Annotated in this window: 24 protein-coding genes; 17 read left to right on the top strand and 7 right to left on the bottom strand. The window is 59.6% G+C overall.

Annotated elements, in window-relative coordinates; all coding sequences use genetic code 11:
• Positions 1-41 precede the first annotated feature (41 nt).
• The 16 genes from ACILSL_RS03030 (at position 42) to ACILSL_RS02955 (ending at position 11,169) form a co-directional block, all read left to right on the top strand.
• A complete protein-coding gene (locus tag ACILSL_RS03030) occupies positions 42-671 on the top strand; it encodes a TetR/AcrR family transcriptional regulator (protein WP_395730522.1) in 630 nt (209 codons plus the stop codon).
• A 34-nt stretch (positions 672-705) separates the two neighbouring features.
• A complete protein-coding gene (locus ACILSL_RS03025; RefSeq protein ID WP_395730521.1) occupies positions 706-1,980 on the top strand; it encodes an RNA polymerase sigma factor in 1,275 nt (424 codons plus the stop codon).
• 106 nt (positions 1,981-2,086) lie between these two features.
• Positions 2,087-2,479 (top strand): YciI family protein, encoded by a 393-nt coding sequence (locus ACILSL_RS03020; protein WP_395730520.1) that lies wholly within the window; start codon positions 2,087-2,089, stop codon positions 2,477-2,479.
• Positions 2,476-2,874, top strand: coding sequence for a YciI family protein (locus tag ACILSL_RS03015; RefSeq protein WP_395730519.1), 399 nt, complete (start codon positions 2,476-2,478; stop codon positions 2,872-2,874). The genes ACILSL_RS03020 and ACILSL_RS03015 overlap by 4 nt, the downstream gene beginning before the upstream one ends.
• Positions 2,875-2,898: 24 nt before the next feature.
• Positions 2,899-3,375 carry a VOC family protein gene (locus ACILSL_RS03010; protein ID WP_395730518.1) on the top strand — a complete coding sequence of 159 codons (477 nt, stop codon included), beginning with the start codon at positions 2,899-2,901 and terminating at the stop codon, positions 3,373-3,375.
• A 35-nt stretch (positions 3,376-3,410) separates the two neighbouring features.
• Positions 3,411-3,950, top strand: a complete 540-nt coding sequence (locus ACILSL_RS03005; RefSeq protein WP_395730517.1) for an SRPBCC family protein — start codon at positions 3,411-3,413, stop codon at positions 3,948-3,950.
• A gap of 25 nt (positions 3,951-3,975) precedes the next feature.
• Positions 3,976-4,446 (top strand): GyrI-like domain-containing protein, encoded by a 471-nt coding sequence (locus ACILSL_RS03000; RefSeq protein ID WP_395730516.1) that lies wholly within the window; start codon positions 3,976-3,978, stop codon positions 4,444-4,446.
• Positions 4,443-5,213 (top strand): DUF899 domain-containing protein, encoded by a 771-nt coding sequence (locus tag ACILSL_RS02995; RefSeq protein ID WP_395730515.1) that lies wholly within the window; start codon positions 4,443-4,445, stop codon positions 5,211-5,213. Before ACILSL_RS03000 ends, ACILSL_RS02995 begins: the two co-directional genes overlap by 4 nt.
• A 117-nt stretch (positions 5,214-5,330) precedes the next feature.
• Entirely contained in the window at positions 5,331-5,816 is a 486-nt protein-coding gene (locus ACILSL_RS02990; RefSeq protein ID WP_395730514.1) for an SRPBCC family protein, read from the top strand.
• A 22-nt stretch (positions 5,817-5,838) separates the two neighbouring features.
• Positions 5,839-6,279 carry a VOC family protein gene (locus ACILSL_RS02985; protein WP_395730513.1) on the top strand — a complete coding sequence of 147 codons (441 nt, stop codon included), beginning with the start codon at positions 5,839-5,841 and terminating at the stop codon, positions 6,277-6,279.
• A gap of 8 nt (positions 6,280-6,287) precedes the next feature.
• The gene (locus ACILSL_RS02980) at positions 6,288-6,734 is read left to right on the top strand and encodes a VOC family protein (RefSeq protein ID WP_395730512.1); all 447 of its coding nucleotides are present in this window, start codon (positions 6,288-6,290) and stop codon (positions 6,732-6,734) included.
• A 17-nt stretch (positions 6,735-6,751) separates the two neighbouring features.
• On the top strand, positions 6,752-7,681 hold the full coding sequence (locus ACILSL_RS02975) for a VOC family protein (protein WP_395730511.1): 930 nt from the start codon (positions 6,752-6,754) through the stop codon (positions 7,679-7,681).
• A gap of 35 nt (positions 7,682-7,716) precedes the next feature.
• Entirely contained in the window at positions 7,717-8,100 is a 384-nt protein-coding gene (locus ACILSL_RS02970; RefSeq protein WP_395730510.1) for a hypothetical protein, read from the top strand.
• Between the two features lie 134 nt (positions 8,101-8,234).
• Complete coding sequence (locus ACILSL_RS02965; protein WP_395730509.1) at positions 8,235-9,506, top strand: Gfo/Idh/MocA family protein; 1,272 nt, start codon at positions 8,235-8,237, stop codon at positions 9,504-9,506.
• Positions 9,507-9,612: 106 nt separating this feature from the next.
• Positions 9,613-9,759, top strand: a complete 147-nt coding sequence (locus ACILSL_RS02960) for a hypothetical protein (RefSeq protein WP_395730508.1) — start codon at positions 9,613-9,615, stop codon at positions 9,757-9,759.
• A gap of 135 nt (positions 9,760-9,894) precedes the next feature.
• Complete coding sequence (locus tag ACILSL_RS02955) at positions 9,895-11,169, top strand: MFS transporter (RefSeq protein ID WP_395730507.1); 1,275 nt, start codon at positions 9,895-9,897, stop codon at positions 11,167-11,169.
• Positions 11,170-11,252: 83 nt separating this feature from the next.
• Here ACILSL_RS02955 and ACILSL_RS02950 read toward each other — a convergent pair whose 3' ends face one another.
• The 7 genes from ACILSL_RS02950 to ACILSL_RS02920 are packed head-to-tail and all read right to left on the bottom strand — an operon-like array spanning position 11,253 to position 20,496.
• Positions 11,253-12,287: a hypothetical protein gene (locus ACILSL_RS02950; protein ID WP_395730506.1), complete on the bottom strand. Its 1,035-nt coding sequence runs from the start codon at positions 12,285-12,287 to the stop codon at positions 11,253-11,255.
• 25 nt (positions 12,288-12,312) lie between these two features.
• A complete protein-coding gene (fdhF, locus tag ACILSL_RS02945; protein ID WP_395730505.1) occupies positions 12,313-15,084 on the bottom strand; it encodes a formate dehydrogenase subunit alpha in 2,772 nt (923 codons plus the stop codon).
• Between the two features lie 25 nt (positions 15,085-15,109).
• The gene (locus ACILSL_RS02940) at positions 15,110-16,774 is read right to left on the bottom strand and encodes an NADH-ubiquinone oxidoreductase-F iron-sulfur binding region domain-containing protein (RefSeq protein WP_395730504.1); all 1,665 of its coding nucleotides are present in this window, start codon (positions 16,772-16,774) and stop codon (positions 15,110-15,112) included.
• 58 nt (positions 16,775-16,832) lie between these two features.
• Entirely contained in the window at positions 16,833-18,983 is a 2,151-nt protein-coding gene (locus ACILSL_RS02935; protein WP_395730503.1) for a hypothetical protein, read from the bottom strand.
• Positions 18,984-19,028: 45 nt separating this feature from the next.
• Positions 19,029-19,295 carry a GlsB/YeaQ/YmgE family stress response membrane protein gene (locus ACILSL_RS02930; RefSeq protein ID WP_395730502.1) on the bottom strand — a complete coding sequence of 89 codons (267 nt, stop codon included), beginning with the start codon at positions 19,293-19,295 and terminating at the stop codon, positions 19,029-19,031.
• 47 nt (positions 19,296-19,342) lie between these two features.
• Positions 19,343-19,777 (bottom strand): rhodanese-like domain-containing protein, encoded by a 435-nt coding sequence (locus ACILSL_RS02925; protein ID WP_395730501.1) that lies wholly within the window; start codon positions 19,775-19,777, stop codon positions 19,343-19,345.
• Positions 19,778-19,797: 20 nt separating this feature from the next.
• On the bottom strand, positions 19,798-20,496 hold the full coding sequence (locus ACILSL_RS02920) for a DUF1573 domain-containing protein (protein WP_395730500.1): 699 nt from the start codon (positions 20,494-20,496) through the stop codon (positions 19,798-19,800).
• A 78-nt stretch (positions 20,497-20,574) separates the two neighbouring features.
• On the opposite strand from ACILSL_RS02920, the gene ACILSL_RS02915 reads away from it, so the two are divergent.
• Positions 20,575-21,390: a sugar phosphate isomerase/epimerase family protein gene (locus tag ACILSL_RS02915; RefSeq protein ID WP_395730499.1), complete on the top strand. Its 816-nt coding sequence runs from the start codon at positions 20,575-20,577 to the stop codon at positions 21,388-21,390.
• Positions 21,391-21,484: the final 94 nt, after the last annotated feature.

The following is a 21,484-nucleotide window of genomic DNA, read 5'->3' as shown; positions in this document are numbered from 1 at the left end:
TTGTCTTTCGTCATTATAACACTACATACCGACCGGTTTGTATGTCAAAAAAAGCCGCCAGCACCAAGCGTGAACGTGATCCTGCCGCCACCCGGCAGCGATTAATCGACGCCACCGTGCGCCTCATGCTGCAGCAGGGTTTCTCCGCCACTTCGGTCGATCAGATCTGCAAAGAGGCGGGCATGACGAAGGGCGGCTTTTTCCATCACTTCGAAAACAAGGAAGCCCTCGGCATCGCTGCCATCGAATGGTGGGGCCGCATGGGCACAGCCCTCTATGCCGAAGCCTGGAAGGACTCCACGCTCGATCCCCTGGAACAACTGCACCGCATGTTTGACATCATGGTCGGCTTCTCGAGGCGCAATGACGATGCCGTCGTCTGCATGGTGGGCATGATGTCCCAGGAGATGTCCGCCACAAATCCGGCGTTTCAGGCAGCATGCGAGAGGGAACTCAATCTCTGGACCGAAAACGTTGCCAAGCTCCTCACCGCCGCCAGGAAACGGCACAAGCCAAAGACCCGATTTGATCCGATTCAAGTGGCGTGGTTCCTCAACAGCCTCTGGCAGGGCTCCATGGTCATCGGCAAAACCTGCCGCTCTCAGAAACTGATTCGTCACAATCTCAAACTCGCCCGCGACTATGTGGACGGCCTGTTTCAGGCGAATTAACCCCAGTGGATGACTCTCTATAAACAAACCGGCGATGCCTGACGCACCTTCCAGCACCCAGTTTGCCACGAATCACTTCTTTCGGCATGAGTCAGCGCGTCTTGTCGCCACGTTGGTGGGCCAGTTTGGTGCGCAGCGGCTCCAGTGGGTGGAAGATGTCGTGCAGGAGGCCCTCGTGCGCGCGCTGCAGACGTGGCCGTATCGAGGTGTACCTGACAATCCCGCCGCTTGGCTGACCCAAACCGCACGCCATCTGGCGCTGGATCAACTGCGGCGCGAACAGCGCTGGAACGAACGTGAGGACGGCATCTCCACAGAGCAGGCACGCTGGATGGCTGTACCACTGGAAGCAGCACCGGATGATGCAAACCTGCAAGATGACACCCTGCGGCTGATGTTTGTCTGCTGCCACCCGCAGCTGTCCGCCGAGGCCCAGATCGCCCTCGCACTGCGAACTCTCTGCGGCCTCAGCCCAGCGGAGATCGCGGCGGCATTCGTCACCAGCGAGGCAGCCATTTCTAAGCGGCTCGTGCGCGCAAGGCAGCACATCCGTGAGCTGAAGCTGCCCTTTGAACTGCCTGAGGTACACGATCTGCCGCAGCGCCTGGATGCCGTGCTGGCCTCCCTCTACCTGCTTTTTAACGAAGGCTACAAAGCCAGCAGTGGCGAGCACCTCGTGCGCTCCGACCTCTGCCATGAGGCGATCCGTCTCACCGAACTGCTGGCCACCCATCAGCATACCGGCCTGCCGCAGTGCCACGCCTTGCTGGCGCTCATGCTGCTGAGTGCCGCACGCCTGCCTGCCCGCACCGATGAGGCAGGCGAAATTCTGCGACTGCATGAACAGGACCGCAGCCTCTGGGATCCATCCCTCATCCAGCGCGGCCTGCAGCATCTGCAGCTTTCCGCCCGTGGAGACACCCTCACGGAGTATCATCTAGAAGCGGGCATCGCAGCATGCCACAGCACGGCTGCCAGTCACGGAACCACGGACTGGCCACGCATTCTCTCGCTGTATGATCAGCTAGTGCTGCTTACATCCTCCTCCGTGGTGGCCCTGAATCGAGCGATCGCCGTAGGACGCGTTCATGGCGCACAGAGCGGACTGGAGGCGCTGACTGCTGTGCAGGGCCTGGATGCCTATCTTCACCTTCACGCAGCTCGTGGTACGTTTGCCTCTGAACTCGGCCAGACTCAGGCTGCCGCCGCCCATTATCACAAAGCGCTGGCGCTAGCGGCCCTGCCCTCTGAGCGCAGCTTTTTTGAGCGCCTGATCTCCGAATGCGAAACCGCCGCGCCAATCAAATAGGACCCGCTCAAAAAAATCTTTGTTCCGATGTCCTTTTTCGTCCGGGCCGTTCGTCGTCCTTTTGAACCCGACACAATTCCCACACAAAACACCCCGCATTCCCGCCATGAACACTGAGACTCCCCTCCATGACTACCTCGTCATCTCGCGCGGACACTGGGACCAAGACAAGACGAAGGAGCAGATCGACACGGCCATCACGGAATTCTACGCCTGGCTCAACCGCCACATCGAGGCAGGCAGGATGCGCCCCGGCAGCCGGCTCGGCACAGACCGCGTCAGCGTCTCCAAAGCGGGCGTCACCACCGATGGCCCCTTCGGTGAGGCCAAGGAAGTCGTGGGCGGCTACTGGTTCGTCAGCGCAGGCAGCCTGCGTGAAGCCGCCGACCTGCTGTCCCGCAGCCCCACCCTTCCCTGCGGCCTGCACTATGAAGTCCGTCCGCTTGATCCCGAACGCTGCACCGCCTCTGACATCACCAACGAAACCCCGCCCGCATGAATCCCCAAAACCCAACCGATGAATACCTGCTGCTCATTCGAGGCACTCACTGGAACCACGGCATGTCCCCCTCTGAACTCCAGCATGTCATGACTGACTTCTATGCCTGGGTGGACAGCCTTGGCAAAGCAGGCATCCATCGCGGTGCACAGCCCTTGATGGAGGAGGGCAGGCTGGTCTCCGGTCCCAGAGGAGGCACCGTGACCGATGGCGTCTTTGCCGAGTCCAAGGAAGCCATCGCCGGGTATTTCCGCATCGCGGTGGGCAGCATGGATGAAGCCGTACGCATCGCCCAGGAATGCCCCATCCTCCAATACGGAGCCACCATTGAAGTCCGCCCCATTGCCGACCTCTGCCGCCCCATGGCCGAAGTCAAATCCGCCTCCCAGCACTGACACTGCATTCATCATTCAACCACCATGAGCACACTCGCATACCCATCCTTCAGTCCTTACATCACGGTCCATGATGCCACTCAGGCCATCGCTTTTTATCACGCGGCCTTTGGCGCCACCGAGCGCTTTCGCCTCGCCGATGAATCGTCCGGCAAAATCGGCCACGCCGAACTCGATCTCCAAGGCAGCCTCCTCATGCTCTCTGATGAAAACCCCGCATGGAACAAGTCCCCCCAGACACTCGGCGGCACCCCGGTGAAATTCTGCCTCATGGTTGAAAACGCCGATGCCGCCATTGCGAAAGCCATCGCCGCTGGTGCCACCCCGCTCATGCCCGCAGGAGATCAGTTCTACGGCTTCCGCAGCGGCTCCGTGCGCGATCCCTTCGGACACGAATGGATGCTTCAGCACGAAATCGAAAAAGTATCTCCCGAAGAGATGCAGAAGCGCTGGAGCGCCATGCTCGGAAAATGCCAGCCCTCCAAGGAGGCCGCCCAGTAATCCGCTTTCAAAATCCAACTCACCACGCACACGCCATGATCAAAAAAATCCTCCTCGGCCTCGTTCTCCTCATCGCAATCATCTGCGTCACCGCCTCTTTCCAGTCCGATGACATGAGCGTCACCCGCTCCGCCACCACCACCGCCAGCCCTGAGGCGGCTTTCAAAATCGTGAACGATTTCCGCCAGTGGGACTCGTGGTCCCCTTGGTCCAAGCTTGACCCCGGCATGAAGAAGTCCCTCGAAGGTCCGCCCGAAGGCGTGGGTGCCATCTACAAGTGGTCCGGCAACAATGAAGTGGGCGAAGGCAGCACCACCTTGGTGGAGAGCAAGCCGAATGAAAAAGTCGGCATGAAGCTGGCCTTTGTGCGCCCCTTCGCCGGCACCAGCGATGTCCAGTTCACCTTCACCCCTGAAGGCACCGGCACCAAGATCACCTGGGCCATGCAGAGCAAGAAACCCTTCATCGGCAAAATCATGGGCATGTTCATGGACTGCGAAAAAATGTGCGGCGACCAGTTTCTCGCGGGTCTCGCCAACTTGAAGAAAATCGCCGAAGCCGCTCCGAAGGCCTGATCTGTCACTTCAATACTTCAGCGCCATGCTCGACGCGCCATCAGCACCTCTGACCACCACGGCTCAGCCCGCCGCAGTGATTCACATCACCGTGCCACGGAATCACATTCAGGAAGTGATGGGGCCCGCCATTCAGGAAGTCATCGGGGCCGCCCAAGCTCAGAACATAGGGCCAAAAGGCCCCGTCTTTGCGCACCACTTCGGGATGAAGCCCGGCATCTTCAATTTTGAAGTGGGTGTGCCCGTGTCCGGCGCAGTGCAGCCGGTGGGGCGCGTGAAGCCCGGGGTAATCCCCGGCACCACCCTCGTGCGCACCGTTTACACCGGCCCGTATGAAGGACTCGGCCAGGCCTGGGGCGACTTCCAGGACATCGTCGAATCTCAGGGGCACAAGCTCGGGCCGAATCTTTGGGAGCGCTATCTCTCCGGCCCCGAAAGAGGTGGAGACTCCTCCACCTTCCGCACCGAACTCAATCAAACCATCATCGTCTCATGAATCCCCATCCCATCGTCTCCCAAGAAGAATGGCTGGAGGCGCGCCGTGCGCTGCTGGCCAAGGAAAAAGCCCAGATGCAAGCCAGTGACGAAGTGGCACGCCTGCGTCGCGAGCTGCCCTGGGTAAAAATCACCAAGCCCTACGTCTTTGACACTCCCACCGGCCGGGCATCGCTCGCCGATCTGTTCGACGGCCGCAGCCAGTTGTTCCTCTATCACTTCATGTTTGGTCCGGACTGGGAAGAAGGCTGCACCGGCTGCTCCTTCCTCTGCGATCACGTGGACGGCGCACGCCAGCACTTCGAACATCATGATCTCTCGTTCGTGGCCGTGTCTCGCGGTCCCATCGACAAACTGGAGGCCTACCGCAAACGCATGGGCTGGAAGTTTCGCTGGGTGTCCGCTGCGCATACCGACTTCAACCAGGACTTCCACGTCTCCTTTCCGCCGGAGAGCGTGAAGGACGGCAAGATCACCTACAATTTCACCACGCAAGATTACAGTGCAGATTCAGAAGAGCTCCCCGGCTTCAGCGTCTTCTTCAAGGACGAAGACGGGCAGGTCTATCACACCTACTCCTCCTTCAGCCGTGGCGGCGAAGCCCTGATCGGCGCTTATCAGTTCATTGACCAGACGCCCAAAGGCCGCATGGAAAACGTGAATGGGAATCTCATGGACTGGGTGAAACGCCACGACCGCTATGAAAACGACGGACGCAGCACCGGCAAAGAAAGCTGCGGCTGCGGCGCTACTGCCAACGCCGCATGAATACCACAGCCTGCCATTGCTCCATCGGGATCTTCAGCCTGCTTTTCTGCGTCATTTGTCTCGTCCGCCACATCTGTCGGCATCGTCATTCGCGAATCTCATAACATCCAGCGCACCATGCCACTTCCCGCCCCCATCGAATCCCCGCTTTCCGAACGCGAACTCGTTCTCGTTCGTGAAACCGACATCCCCGCGGCCAAACTCTATGCGGGCTGGACGCAGCCCGATCTCGTCGTTCAATGGTTCACTCCCAAGCCTTGGACCACCACCGCCTGCGAGATTGATCTGCGCCCCGGCGGCACTTGCAAAACCACCATGCGCAGCCCTGAAGGCCAGGAGTTTCCCAATGTCGGCGTTTATCTCGAAGTCGTGCCAAACGAAAAAATCGTCTTCACCGACGGTTATCTGCCAAACTGGGAGCCCAACCCCAATCTCTTCTTCACTGCCATCCTTACCTGGGAAACTCTGCCCAGCGGCAAAACACGCTACACCGCCCGCGCCCGCCACTGGACCAAGGAAGCCTTTGAAAAGCACGCCGCCATGGGCTTCACGGATGGCTGGGGCAAAGCGTTCGATCAGCTCGTCGAACTCATGAGCAAGTAACACTTCACACTGCTGCACCACCATGGCCCGCGTCAGCACTTACCTCAATTTCCCCCGCAGCACCGAAGAAGCCTTTGCCTTCTACAAGTCGGTTTTTAAAACCGAGTATGTCGGTCACATCGCCCGCTTTGGCGATATTCCCGCCAGCCCTGACTGTCCGCCTCCCGCCAAAGCCGACAAGAACCTCATCATGCACATCGCCCTCCCCACCCTGGGTGATCACCTCCTCATGGGCACCGATTCCCCGGAGTCGATGGGCTTTGACTGCAAGCCGGGCAACAACGTGCACATCAACCTCGAACCCGACACTCGCGAAGAAGCCGACCATCTTTTCACCGCTCTCTCCGCAGGCGGCAAAGTCGAGATGCCCATCCAGGACATGTTCTGGGGGTCCTACTTCGGCTCCTTCTCCGACAAGTTCGGCATCCACTGGATGATCAACTGCACTCAACCCAAAGCCTGACCACCCTTATGTCCCAGTCCTACATTCAGCCCTATCTCTTCTTCGGCGGCCGCTGCGAGGAAGCCCTCGAATTTTACAAATCCGCCATCGGTGCCGAAGTGCAGATGCTCCTGCACTACAGCGACAGCCCCGACCCCATGCCACCCGACACCCTGCCTGAGGGCTATGAAAGCAAAGTCATGCATGCCAGCTTCAAGGTCGGGGGCAGCGTGATTCTGGCCTCCGACGGTTGTGGTGGTGAGGAGAGCAAGGGCTTTCGCGGCTTCTCGCTCTCGCTCGCTCTGCCTACGGAAGCCGAGACGGAGCGTGCCTTCCAAGCCCTGGCTGAAGGAGGCGCCATCAACATGCCTCTGGGCAAGACCTTCTGGTCCTCACGCTTCGGCATGCTGCAGGACAAGTTTGGCATGGGCTGGATGGTCACCGTGGCTCCCGCCGCAGATGCCAGGCCTGCTTAAATTCCCACGTCCATCCCATGCAAAAAATCAGCCCTTTTCTGTGGTTCCATGACAAGGCCGAGGAGGCCGTGGACTTTTACATCTCCGTTTTCAAAGACGGCAAAATCCTGCGCAAAACCCGCTACGCGGAGGTGCCCCAGGAAGAGAGGCCACCATGCCCGCCTGCGGGCACGGTGATGACGGTGGAGTTTGAGCTCTTCGGCCAGCATTACACCGCTCTGAATGGCGGCCCCATATTCACCTTCAATGAATCCATTTCCTTCGTGGTCTCCTGCGAGACCCAGGAGGAGCTGGATGGTTACTGGGATGCCCTCCTGGCCGATGGCGGCACGCCTGTGCAATGCGGCTGGCTGAAGGACAAATTTGGCGTCTCCTGGCAAGTCGTTCCCACAATGCTGACGGACAGCGTTGCTTCGTCTGATCCCGCCGTGTGCTCACGCGTCACCCAGGCCATGCTGAAGATGGTCAAGCTCGACATCGCCGCCCTCCAGCAGGCGGCGCAGTCCCATTCAACGATTCATTCTCAAGATCCAGCCTCCGAGATCATCAGCACGCGTGTTTTCGATGTGAGTCGAGACAGGCTTTTCGCCGCCTTCAGCGATCCCTCACAACTCGCCCAATGGTGGGGCCCCAAGGGCTTCACCAACACCTTCGATGAGTTCGACTTCCGTCCTGGTGGCGACTGGAAATTCACCATGCACGGCCCCGATGGCAAGGACTACGCCAATCATGCCCGCTTCATCGAAATCGTGCCTGCCGAGCGCATCGTTTATGAACACATCACCCCTCACTTCCGCATGACCATCACGCTCGCCGACGCCGGAACTGGCACGCACATGATCTGGTGCATGGGCTTCGAAAGCGCTGAGGTCTGCGAGCGCTTCAAGCCGATCTGTGTCCCGGCCAATGAAGAAAATTTCGACCGCCTCACAGCCTTCCTCGGCTAAGCCCGCCACATGTTTGTCATTCCCACTCTGCTCTTATGAAATACGCACCGCTCGTCACCTCCATCGTTCTCGGACTTCTGTTTGTGATGTCCTCCGTCGTTGTCCTGTTCAATCTCGTGCCCATGCCTGAGATCACCAAGGACACGCCACCCTATCACTTCATGGCCGCTTTTGGTCCCACCGGTTACATGAAGTTCGTGAAGGTGTTTGAGCTGCTCGGCGGCATTCTTGTGATGGTTCCCAAGACACGAAACCTCGGCCTGCTCTGCCTCGGCCCCATCCTTGTAAACATCCTCGCCTATCATGGTTTCGTCATGCAGGGCGTAGGCCTGCTCAATCCCATGCTCATCGTCATCTGTCTGCTCGCCGTCTTTCTGCTCTGGGCCGAACGCAAGGCCTGGGCTGCATTGGTTCATTGAGCGGCCCACAAGTGATGCGGTCACTTCTGCCCGCAGGATGGGCGTTCCCGGACATCCGTTGCAGGCAGGAGTAACGAACCGATGAAAGGTTGATCTGGCAGGGACGGTTCACATCTGCGTCCCACCCAAGCGCCATGACCAACCGCCGCACCTTCCTTGCCACCACTGCACTGACTGCCGCCACGCATGCGTTTGCGGCGCCGAAAGACAACGACATCAAGATCGCCCTCATCGGCTGCGGAGGGCGCGGCACCGGAGCCTGCAATCAAGCGCTGAGCGCGGGCTCCACCATCAAGCTCGTCGCTGTGGTCGATCCCCTGGAAGGAAAGGCGCAGGCCGCGCTGGATATTCTCAAGGCCAAGCATGAGGGCCAGGTCGATGTGCCGCCGGATCAGGTCTTCACCAACTTCGAAGACTACACCAAGGCCTTCGCACTCGCCGACGTCGTGCTCATCACCACGCCTCCCGGCCCGCGTCCCTTTCTCTTTGAGCAGGCTGTGAAGGCCGGGAAGCACGTCTTCATGGAGAAACCCGTCGCGGTGGATGCCCCTGGCGTACGCCGCGTGCTCGCCGCCTCGGAGGAGGCCAGGAAGAAAAATCTCAATGTCTGCGTGGGCTTTCAGCGCCGTTACCAGCCCAGCTACATCGACATGATCGACCGCATTCATGCCGGTGAGATCGGCGACCTTGTCGTGGGCCGTGTGTATTGGAACGGCACCTCACGCCCCGGTTTCGTGCGCGAGCCCGGTGAAAGCGAGATGCACTACCAGATCCGCAACTGGTACTTCTTCACCTGGATGAGCGGGGATCACATCCTGGAGCAGCACTGCCACAATCTGGACGTGGCAAACTGGGTGATGAAAGGCGTCATGCCCATCAAAGCTGTGGGCCAGGGCGGACGGCAGGTGCGCCGAGCCCGGGAAAACGGCACCATCTTCGACCACCATACCGTCGAATTCGAATACGCGAGCGGCATGCGCATCCTCAGCCAGTGCTGCCAGATCGGCGGCAAATGCGCACGGGATGTGAGCGAACATTTCCACGGCACCAAGGGCGTGGCCGATCTTGCCAACGGCGGCAAATTCCTCATCAACGGCCAGCCCCCAGGCGGCAAGCGTGTGCGCAACAAGGAGGACCCCTATCAACTCGAACACGATGCGCTGTTCGAAAACATCCGCACCGGCAAAGTCCGCAACGACGCCGACTACGCGGCACACAGCACGCTGATGGGTGTCATGGGTCGCATGGCCAGCTACACCGGTCAGGTCATCACCTGGGAGCAGGCCTTGAATTCACAGGAAACACTCGTGCCAGACAACATCACCTGGGCCACCGAACCACCCGTGAAGCCGGATGCGGATGGCTGGTACCCGGTGGCCATTCCTGGGACAACGATGCCTGTTTAAACGGTGACATCACCCATCAGACCATGCGCAGCCCGGGCCTGCAGGCACTTGTCATCACCCATCTCCACACTGCGGCACGGCGTCGTGCACTGCTCATAGATCCGGCATGAAACACACGCCCCACCTGACCCGCGAGATTCACACAGCGCACCAGCTTCGCTTCCGTGCCACGAAAACACACCTGCCACGGACTTACCTGCACCAGCAGGTCTTCATCCAGACCACGCTGCACCGCCTCCTGCCAGTAGAATGAGACGCGGTACTGCGCGCAGCAGGCCCCGCAGCTCTGACAGGGTGAAGGTTCATGGCAGGAGTCCCTCCCACAACACTTTTCCGTATTTCAGCTTCGACATTTCTTCCGCCTTCAGATTGACTCATTCCCTTAATCATGTCCTCCGCGTGCCCCAAATGGTATTCCACCGTCACCCGCTACCAGTGGCTGGTGTTGCTCGTCGCTTCACTCGGCTGGGTCTTTGATGCCTTTGAAGGACAGATCTACAATCTGACGCGGGCAGACATGCTGCCGGAACTGCTGCATGTGAAAGCAGATGATCCACTCGTCAAAGTATGGGGAGAGCGCTTTCTCGGCATCTTCCTGCTCGGCGGCACCTTTGGCGGACTGCTCTTCAGCTCACTGGCTGACAAATGGGGGCGCAATCCCGTGATGGCGCTGACGATCCTGTTCTACTCGGTGTTCTCCGGCATCACCGCCTTTGCCGGTGAAATCTGGGAAGTGGGTGTCCTGCGATTCCTAGTAGCCATGGGCGTGGGCGGCGAATGGGCCGTGGGCGCAGCGCTGGTGGCCGAAGTCTTTCCCAAAGAAGCACGCGAACGCGCCGGCGGCATCTTCCACGCGACCAGTGTGGCAGGCCTGTGGCTCGCGGCCGCAGCCGGTCTCTGGGTCGGCACGCAATGGCGCACCGCCTACATGCTCGGCGTCGTCCCTGCGCTGCTTGTGCTGTGGGTGAGGCTTAGCATCAAGGAGCCTGATGCATGGAAGGAGGCGCGGCAGTCCAAGCCGAAACGAATGGGCAGTTTCAGCGAACTGCTGGGCACTCCGCGCTGGCGCTCACGCGCGGTCTTCGGCGCATTGCTCGCCATGGTTGGCCTCGCCACCTTCTGGGGCGTGGTGGTCGCAGGCCAGGACATTGCCGCCGATTTCCTCAAGCGTACAGGCGATCCCGACTGGGCCAGCAAATCCAAGATCGCCTTTGGTTTCATTCAAACCGCAGGCGCAGGCGCAGGCATGCTGGCCTTTGGGCCGCTAAGCGCACGCTGGGGCTGCAAGAAGACCTTTGTCATCATGCACCTCGCCGCACTGGCCATGACTCCCATCGTCTGCTGGCTTCCCTCCTATATCGGCAGCTACACGCTGCTTCTCGTGCTGCTGCCGGTGTTCGGCTTCTTTGCCCAGGGCATCCATGCAGGCTATGCAGCGTTTTTCCCCGCGCTGTTTCCCACCCATCTGCGCGCCACGGGTTCCGGCTTCTGTTTCAACACGGGTCGCCTGCTCGCAGCCCCCGTGCTCATCTGGCTCAGTGCCTGGATGAAATCCACGATGGACCTGCGCACCGCCATCACCTGTCTCGGTGGCTTTTTCCTGCTTGGCCTGCTTTTCCTTTCTTGCCTGCCGGAGACACAGGGGGAAGATCTGCCGGAGTAAGCATTCGCATCGCCATGTGAAATGACCGTGATGTGCCCAGCCAAGGTCATGTGTGCCAGTCGCGGCCCCAGCCGCTCAAGCCATTATTCTTTGCCCTTTGCCGCCTTGTTCGAGCTCCACTCCATCGTTCCCAGCGCATGAATCGCCGCAAGGAATTCAGGGTCTTTCGCATCTTCGGCAACGATGCTGATCGTGCTGAGAACATCCGGCACGGGTGCCACGAAAGCTGTTGAGATCACTTTGGCTTTGCTAGCTTGAGCGGGCTCGTCAGCGGGAGAGGTGTCGGTGTTTTCAGCGTGGCACCCAACGCCCTGCTTGAGCTTGATTTCCTGCATCTGCCCCTCCCCTTCCACCGAACCGGCTGCGGCAAACCGCTGTGCCGTTTGCTGGATGTCGTTCAGGGTCTTGTAGCGCACCTCGCTGTTGAAAAAGGTCATCTTCCAACTCTTATGGGGGTCAGTGATGGAAAAAAACGACAGCGTATGCTGCTCCCCGGTTCCGATGCCTTGGGTCACACAATGGTTTCCGGCACGCCATGCCGCAGGAACATCCATCTGAACCCGTCCCATGCTGCCCAAAACAAACTGCTGCCCGGGCCCCTTGAATCTGGAAAACGTGCAGTAGAAGAGAGACTCCGCCAGTGTCTTCAGCATCTTCTTGTCGTCGTCCGTCGGTGAGATGACTGATGCGTGTACATCCACCCATTTGCCCAGCAACTCGAAGTAGCAGTTGATGTGTGCCAGGGTGGATTCCTCCCCCAGGCTCTCACCCTTGGTCACAGACTCAACACATTCGCACATGGGGGTGCTCCATTGCTTGACGCTGTCCTTCTGAATCATCGGGTTCTCGCAGGACTGCTTCCAGAAGTGATCGCGGCAGGCTTTGCTGTCCCCGCCCTTGCCGGCCGGCGCTCCCACAAAAGCGGATACATTGAACCGCCCCGCATTGCCCCGGTAGGTCAGCCCATCGGCCTGATACTCCTGGCTTTCCACCGCAAGCACCGGCCCCTCAAACTTAATCTGCCAGCCCTGCCCCACCACGGGGATGGTCAGGACTTCGGCATGCAGGACTGCGCTACCAAGCACACTGACCAGCAGCCCTGTGATGACACGCCTCATGTCTTCGAAAACCTTGGGGGATTGATCACACCATCGCAGGAGCAAAGCCATCCTTCTGCCTCTTCTTCAGCTTGCCCATGCGGACGAATTCCACATCCGCCGCCACCACCTTGTACTCAGGACAAAGGGTGTCGCCATCGCAGCCCTGGCCGGTGACATTGTTCACCATGGCTTCAGGGAAGTGGAAGGTGGTGTAAAGAACGCCGGGCTTCACCTCATCGGTGACGCGGGCTTCCAACTCCACCTCACCGCGCGCGCTGGAAAGCCGCGTGATGTCACCCGTGCGGATGCCTTTGCGCTTCGCGTCCTCGGGATTGATGGAGAGCAGGTCCTGCGTCACGATTTCGCTGTTGCCCGTGCGGCGCGTCATGGTGCCGCAGTTGTAGTGCTCCAAAATACGTCCCGTCGTGAGGATGAAGGGAAACTCCTGACCATTCGTCTTCAGCTCGTTGGACTCCACCCATGGGAAAAAATGGAAGTGGCCTTTGCCACGGGAGAACTGCTCCTGATGCATGATCTGTGTGTCCACGCCGCCTTCTTTGACCGGCCACTGCTTGCCATTGCTGCCCAGGTTTTCCCAGGTGGCGCCTTTGAAGAAGGGCACAATCTGCGCGATCTCCGCCAGCACGCCATCCGGGGTGTAGTCAGCCTGCGGGAAGCCAAAGCGCTGCAGGATTTCGCACATGATCTGGCCGTCCGGCTTGGTGCCGGGGAGAGGCTTCACGGCGGCGTTCACACGCTGCATACGGCGCTCGGCATTGGTGAAGGTACCGCTCTTTTCCAAGAAGGAAGAAGCAGGCAGAATCACATCGGCATACTTCGCCGTTTCGGTCATGAAAATTTCCTGCACCACAAGGAACTCGAGGCTCTCCATCGCATGGCGCACATGGTGCGCATCCGGATCAGTCTGCACCACATCTTCCCCCATCAGCCAGAGGGCCTTCAGCCTGCCTTCAACTGCAGCGTCGAACATCTGCGGAATTTTCCAGCCGGGTTCGCTCGGGCTCGGCACACCGTAGAAATCGGCGTAGCGCTTCTGCACCTCCACGTCGGCCATCTCGAAATAACCGGCACCTTGGTGCGGCTGGCAGCCCATGTCCGCAGCACCCTGCACGTTGTTCTGGCCGCGCAGCGGATTCACACCGACGCCCGGACGACCAATATTTCCGGTCATCATCGCGAGGTTCGAAATAAGCATGACGGTCTTCGCGCCCTGCTCATGCTCGGTGACACCGAGTCCATGAAAGCTCATCGCAGCCTCGGCGGAGGCGTATTCGATGGCGGCGGCGCGCACGAGTTCCAAACTCACGCCGGTGATTTTTTCCAGCGCCGGCAGGTCCAGCACACGCAGGCCGTTCTCAAACTCATCCCAGTTCTCACAGCGCTTCTTCACGAACTCGGTCTTCACCAGACCCGCATCGAGGATGCAGCGGGCAAACATGTTCAGCAGCGCCACATTCGTGCCGGGGCGCAGTTGCAGGTGATGCTTCGCATACGGCACCAGCTCGATCTTGCGCGGATCGATCACGATCAGCGGCGTGCCCTTCATGATGTGCTGCTTCAAGCGAGCCCCCGTCACAGGGTGGCCCTCCGTCGGATTCGCACCGATGACCATCACGCAGCGCGTGTGCTCGATGTCCTCATACGAGTTCGTGGCCGCACCCGTGCCAAAGCTCTTCTGCATGCCCCACGCTGTGGGCGAATGGCAGACACGGGCGCAGCAGTCGATGTTGTTCGTGCCCATGACGCCACGAATGAACTTCTGCATGAGGTAGTTTTCCTCATTGGTGCAGCGTGCAGAGGAAATCCCCGCCACCGCCTGCCCTCCATGATCGTTCTTGATGCGCGTCAGATTGGCAAAGATATGATCGTAAGCCTCATTCCACGTCGCCTCCTTGAACTGGCCGTCCGGCTGCTTGATCAGCGGAGTGCGCAGGCGGTCCTTGTGGTTGTAGAATTTGAAGGCATAGCGCCCCTTCAGGCAGGTGTGCGCATGGTTCACTTCAGCATCCACCGGAGCCTGAATGCTCAGCACCTGATCACCCTTCGTCGCCACGTTCAGATTGCAGCCCACACCACAGTAGGTGCAGATGGTGCGCGTCTTCTTCGTCGCCTCGATGGACTTGGAAAAGAACACATCGCTGATCGCCGAAGTCGGGCAGGCCTGGGAGCACGCGCCGCACGAGACGCACTCGGAGTCCGCAAACGATTCATCCAGCCCCTTGATGATCTTCGCATTGAAACCGCGCCCATGCATGGAGAGCACATGCTGCCCCTGGATTTCGTCACACGCACGCACGCAGCGCGAGCAGTTGATGCACTTCGAAAGCTCGGACGTCATGTAGGCGTGCGAATGATCCTTCTTGCGGTCCAGATGATTCGCCCCCGCAGGATAGCGCACCCCACGGATGCCCACCTTTGCCGCCACGGTTTGCAGTTCGCAGTTCCCGCTCACCTCACAGGTCAGGCAGTCCAGCGGATGGTCCGTCAGCACCAGCTCCACGATGTTCTTGCGCAGCTTCCGCACCTTCGGCGATTCCGTGAAAACATGCATGCCCGCCGTCAAAGGCGTGTGGCAGGAGGCCACCACACGGCGCGGCCCGTCCGCCTGCAGCGCGACTTCCACCGAGCACACACGGCAGGCACCATACGGCTCCAGCTGCGGAGCATCACACAGCGTCGGCACATGCCCGCGCCCGCGATGACGGTCGATAAAGTTTAAGAGCGTGTCGCCTTCATTGAACTGACAGGCATCGCCATCAATGAAAGCGGTGAGAGTGGAGAGATCCTTGACCATAACAGGGGTGGTTTTGGGATGAAGACTAGGCTTTGAAATAAGGACTGAGTTCGGCACCAAAATGCTCCATGGCATTCTTGATGGGCAGCGGCACACCGCCACCGAGAGCACATAAGGAAGTCTGCTCCATCGTTTCGAGCAAATCCGTGATCAACTCGCGGTCGATCTTGTAGCTGCTGTCGCTGCGCGCTTTGGCAATGAGCTCCTTGCCACGCGTGCTGCCCAGACGGCAGGGGAAGCATTTGCCGCAGCTCTCGTCGGCGGTGAACTGGAAGAGATGCTGGATGTATTCGATCATCGGCATCGACTCTGGAATGCTGACGACGCCGGCATGGCCTTTCATGAACCCCTCATACTTGAACGACTCGAAATCGATTGTGAGTTTGCCGACGTGGCTCATCGGCACGATGCCGCCGAGCGGCCCGCCAATTTGAAGAGCCTTGACCTTCGTTTTAAAGCCGCCTGCCAGGTCGATCACCGTCTGCAACGGCGTGCCCATGGCAACCTCATAAATCCCGGGTCTTACGAAATGGGAATCCAGCGAGAGCAGCTTCGGCCCGGTGGACTTCGGTGTGCCAATCTGCGCGTACCCTTTGCCGCCCAGCGTGAGAATCGCGTGGATGTTCGCCAGAGTCTCAACGTTGTTAACGATCGTCGGCTTGCGGAAAAGACCTTCAATCGTTGGAAACGGCGGCCGCGTGCGCACTTCCGGGCGCTGGCCTTCGAGGCTCGCCAAAAGAGCGGTTTCTTCACCGCAGATGTAGGCGCCCGCACCTTTGATGGACTTCAGCATGAAGTTGAAGCCGCTGCCCAGGATGTTCTTCCCCAGCAGCCCCGCAGCACGCAGGTCTTCGATGGCTTCATTGATGATCGTGACCGAATCCGGATACTCAGCGCGAATGTAAAGGATGCCGTTATCCGCACCCGCAAACCAACCCGCCACCATCATGCCCAGCAGCACGCTGTGCGGCTGCTTCTCCATGAGGTATTTGTCGATGTAGGCGCCCGGATCTCCTTCGTCCGCATTGCAGACGATGTATTTGTCCTTGCCTTCAGCAGCGCGGCAGGAGGACCATTTGAAATGCAGCGGGAAACCCGCACCACCTCGGCCACGCAATCCGCTCTCCTTCAGTTCCACGCCCAGCGCGTCACGATCCCCGCCCGCGATGAGCTTTTTGAACGGCTCGTAGTAGGCGTCAATCCCAGGAAACTCAGCCGTGAGCTGAGGCGGCTGGAGATGCGACACCACCACATAGCGATCTTCCGCATCCCCCTTCCCTGTCTTCACGAGTTCAGCCAGCGCCTCATCGCTCTGGCCTGAGTAATTTTTACCCTGATACTGCAGCGCCCCGCCCTCATGGCAGCGGCCCAGGCAGCAGATGTGCCCGATCTCCTCCGGTTTAAAATGCGTCTCCAGCGTGTGGTGCAGCTTGTCCTGCGTTCCCGCGCACAGGCAGGCGCTGCCGTTGCAGACAAACACCTTCTTGCCCTCATTCTCCTTTTTCAGGAAATCGTAGAAGGACACCGCACCAAGCGTGAGCGCATCCCCAAACAGGTGGTCCTGCCCCATCTGATGCACGATGTCGTTTTTCTCTGCGGTCCCCGCCTTGGCGGCGGCATCGACCATGCGTTCAAAGACGTTTTTTTCGACACCTTTGCGGAAAGAGAGGGCACTGAGATTTTTAGACATGCGGTTGTTCGGGAAGATTAACGACCAAAACCTGCGAATGCATGCTCAAAAATTGAGATTAAACCGCTTCCACGATGATCTTTTCGCCTCGGATCTCCCGCACGCGTACAAGGGTGCCGCTTTGCACGTAGCCCCCTTCCACCATCGCCTCGATAAGCCGTCCGCCGATGTCGATAGTCCCGTAGGGCCGCAGGGCGCTCCGGGCGGTGCCGCTGTCTCCCACTTGCGCCCGGATGGCGTCCCGCATCGCCGGGGCATCATTCAAGGTCCCACCGGCGGAAGTTTGCAGGATTAGAGAGCGAAACGGACGCAGGTCCGGGAGCCAGATACACACCAGCGTGATGATCACCGCCGCCCCCGTCACTCCGAGCGCAAAATTGCGGAACCCGGTGGCATACGCAGCAAGGTTAAAACTGCCCGCGCTGGCACCACTCGGCGGCAGCACCTCCCAGCCGGACATCGCATACACCAGCGCCACCATCACACAGATAAAGCCCGCAATCCCCGGCAGAATCGTCCCAGGTGCCGCCAGCAGTTCCACGCCTATCAAAACGATGCCCGCCACAAAAATAGCCGCCACGACCATCGTCTCCTGCCCGGCCAGACTCCCGGCCACGTAGTGCCCAAAGAAAAACAGCGCAAACGCCGCCACCGAAACGAAACCCGGCAGACCAAAACCGGGCGTCTGCATTTCCAGATACCCCCCCGCGAGGCCAATCAGGATCAAAATCGCCGCATAGCGTGTGACCCAAATGGCGATCATTTCAAAGCCCGTGGGCTCGGCGGTGATGACCTCCCCCTTCAGGGATTCAAGCTGCTTGATCTCCTCGATCGATTTGACAATCCCCTTGGCCAGCAGGGGCTTGCCATCGATCTGCATCGTCGCCTGCGCGGAATCCAGCGTCACGATCTCCCCTTTCGGAATGATCACCTGCCCGTTGATGCTGAGACCTCGGTCCATGTCGATCATCCCTTCGATGATGCGGACATCGTGCCCCTTCTCACGCACCACCGTGCGAGCCATCCCCATGAAGGCGGAGTTATTCTTCGCACGCTCCGCCTGGGCCAGCGGCGTGCCATCACCTGAAACTGGAGTGGAGGCGCCGATGGCGCTGGCAGGCGCCATGTAGATGGTGTTTGTCGCCATCGCGATCATGGCCCCGGCGGAGATGGCCCGGGTGTTCACAAAGGCAAAGCTGCGCGCCTTGAGATTCTGCAGGTCCTGCATCATCAGGCTGATCGTATCCCAGGCCAGACCACCCGGCGTGTCGAGTTCAAAGATCACCGCCTCCGCGCCATCGTTGTTGCAGCGGGTGAGCGTGCGCTTCATGAACTCAAAGCGCGCTGGCAGGATCAGATCATCCTGCCCCACGGGAATGACGACGACTTTGCCCGCATAGCTTTGGCTGTTGGTAAAGGCTGGGGCTTCACTATTCTTCGTCCTGGCTTCCGCCTCAGGCGCAGGCTTGGCTGCCACCGCTTTTTTGAGAATCTGGTCATACCAGACTCCGTTGAGGATGACCAGCTTCCCCTTGGGCTCGGCGGCTTTCGCCAGAGCCTCCACGTCAGAAATGATCGCACGTGCCAGCAGCGGCTTGCCATCCACGGCCTGCACGGCGGTGTCGGCGTCCAGCAGCAGCAGCTCTCCTTTATCCGCCAGCTTCAGGGTGCCCAGCACCAACCCCTTGTCACGATCCACAAAGGCATCCGCGATCTCCGGGCGGTGCCCCTTGAGTTTGCACAGGCTGCGCGCCCCTGCCTTCAGCACGGCCAAAGACTCCGCCAGCAGCGTGTCCTGCGCTTTCTGCGAAAGCTCTTCCCCCGTCTGCACCTTGGGCGGAGCCGCGCCGATGCGGGAACCGGGAGCCATCCATATCTCATCACAGGCCAGCGCCAGCAAAGCCCCACCACCGATGGCCGAAGTGTTCACATAAGCCTTCGTTTTAATCTTCAAGCGCGCAACCTCCTCCGCCAGAGACAGCGCAGCCTGGGCATGACTCTGCGTGACGTTGATGTCGAGGATCAGCCCCGCCGCCCCTTGTTTGATGGCTTCATCCATCCACTGCCGCAGCTCGCGCCAGCGACGCACGTCCTCGATGTCTGAATCGGTGATACCCACGCGGGCCATCTGCCCGGTCAGTGATGCTCCGAAGCCTGTGGCAGAAAGCACCGTCAGGCTGGCCAGCAGAAGAAGACGTAGGATTTGCATGCTCAAGACTACGAGGATGTCGTCCGCACCGCAACCAGCACTGCGTCAGCCTTTTTTGCCGAACAGCAGCCGCCAGACATACATCAGAATCAGCGCCCCGCCCACCGCTGTGGCGATGCCTTTGATGCTGAATTCGCCCACGACGCCCCATTGGAAAAGGCTCCCCACCTTGCCGCCGATGATGCTGCCTATGATTCCCAGCAGCACTGTGGTGATGGGGTTCATGCCCTGCCTGCCGGGCATGATGAGTTTTGCCAGAATGCCAGCGACCAGCCCGAGCGCCGACCAGATAAGAAGTCCTTGGAGTGTCATAAGGCCGCCATGCTACGGAGTCACTCCCTGTCCCGTCAATTCCATTCCTACTCCTTCTTTGCAACCAGCCGCCATGCTTTCCAGCCACCCTTCAGCACAAAGGCGTTCTCAATGGGCAGTGTCTGCTTGAGACGTTCGAGAATCTTGCGGCTGGCATCGCACTTCACAGCATTGCAGTAGATAATGATGGGCTTGGTGTTGGTCTGCAGCGTGTCCAGCAAACCAAAGAGCTGCTCCTCAAAATGCTGCTCGTTCAGCAGCACCGCACCCGGAATGTGCCCGGCGTCATACTGCTCCTGGATGCGGGCGTCGATCCACAGCACCCTGCCCTGCCAGCGCTCTTGAATGACCTGCATGGAGACCTCGTCATTCCGCAGCGGCTCCTCCACCAGATACAGCGCCGGGGCACGCGGGTGCCACTCACGGGTGGCCCAGGCCGCCGTGGCGGCGAGCAGGATGAGAAACGTGGTCTGACGAAGCATGGAGAACATACAGCAGCAGATCAGGGCTTGGTCTCTGCCGTGGCGGCAGCAGGCTGCGCCTCCGGCTTCCGGGTGATCGTGAAAAAGGCGAGCTGATACCGGTATTTGGCGATGGTGCTGTTGGTCTCAATCTTGAGCGCCCCCATCGTGACCTCTTCGGTGGATTTGGGCTTCACTGTGATGAGATACTCCCGCCCTTCCTTGATCTCCTTCCAGTCGAACTCCACATTTTCACGGGTCGCGGTGATCTTGAGGATCTTCATCGGCTCGTTGCCCACGAATTTGACCTGGCAGGCCTTGGGTACCGGAGCATCACCAATCGACCACTGGAGATTCTTGGGCTTGATGTCCACGACCGCAGGCACATCAAGGATGAAGTTGATCTGCCAGTCAGGCTGCTTCGGGTCGTCGGTATTGACCGTGACAAATTTCTCATGCCTTCCCACAAAAGTGGAAACCTTGAACGAAGCGTGGCCGGCCCCCACCTCACCCGGTTTGTACTCAGCCTTGTCGAGTTCAGCGCTCAGACAGCTGCAGGCGCTTTCAAGACCGAGGATCTTGACCGTCTTGTCGCCCTTGTTGCGGAACTTGAAAGTAGTCTCCACCTCCTCGTCCTCCGGCTTCGGCTTCAGCTCGATCGCAGGCACGTCGAGAGACAGCTCGGCATGCACCGAAGCGGCAAGCGCAAACAGGAGAAGGGTAAGTCGGGCGGCTGGCATCGTGAAATATAGCACATCCCGCCCCCCCGAATGCAAGGCATCTTGACGCGCCCGGGCAGCCGCGCACTCTGCCCGCCTATGCGCTTCGCGATTTGCAACGAGACCTACCAGAACTGGACCTTTGAAAAAATGTGTGAAGACGCCGCAGCAGCGGGGTATCACGCCATCGAACTGGCCCCCTTCACCCTGAAGGAAGATCCCCGCGAACTAACCGTGGAGGAGGCCCTCACCCTCTGCGCCAAAGCCAAATCCTTCGGCCTGGAAATCCTCGGCCTCCACTGGCTCCTGACCAAGCCCTCCTGGTTTCACATCACCACGCCCGACGCCCTCCAGCGCAAGGAAACCGCCAAGTTTGGCCGCCACCTCGCTCAATTCTGCGGTGCCACCGGCGGTCGCATCATGGTCTGGGGCAGCCCCAAGGCCCGCAACATCCTGCCGGAATGGAACTACGAAGACGCCTTCAAACGCGCCGCCGACTGCGTTCGTGAAGTGGCGGAAGAATGTGGCAAATACGGCGTCGTCATCGCCATGGAGCCCCTGGGCCGCAAGGAAACCAACTTCCTCAACACCGCCGAAGAGACCATCCGCCTCTGCAAACTGGTGGACCACCCCTCCTGCAAGCTGCACCTCGATGTAAAGGCCATGAGCGATGAATCCAAACCCATCCCGGACATCATCCGCGACAGCAAGGAGTGGACCGTCCACTTCCACACCAACGATCCTAACCTTCGCGGCCCCGGCCAGGGCGAGGTCAAATACGAACCCATCATCGCCGCCCTGCGCGAGACCAACTACGACGGTTACCTCTCGGTCGAAGTCTTCGATTACACCCCCGATGCGCCAACCATTGCCCGCCAGAGCATTCAATACCTGAAGCAGGTGATGGGCCTCTAATCAAAGTACGATGGGCCCTCATGCCCGTCGATCAGCGCGCTCTTTGCAACCAGCGCCAGCATCAAAAAAGCGGGATGGCCGAAAAGCCATCCCG

The organism is Prosthecobacter sp. (assembly GCF_044222345.1).
Classification (GTDB): domain Bacteria; phylum Verrucomicrobiota; class Verrucomicrobiia; order Verrucomicrobiales; family Verrucomicrobiaceae; genus Prosthecobacter.
The sequence above is the reverse complement of the archived record's forward strand: the minus strand, read 5'-3'. Positions and strand labels throughout refer to the sequence as shown.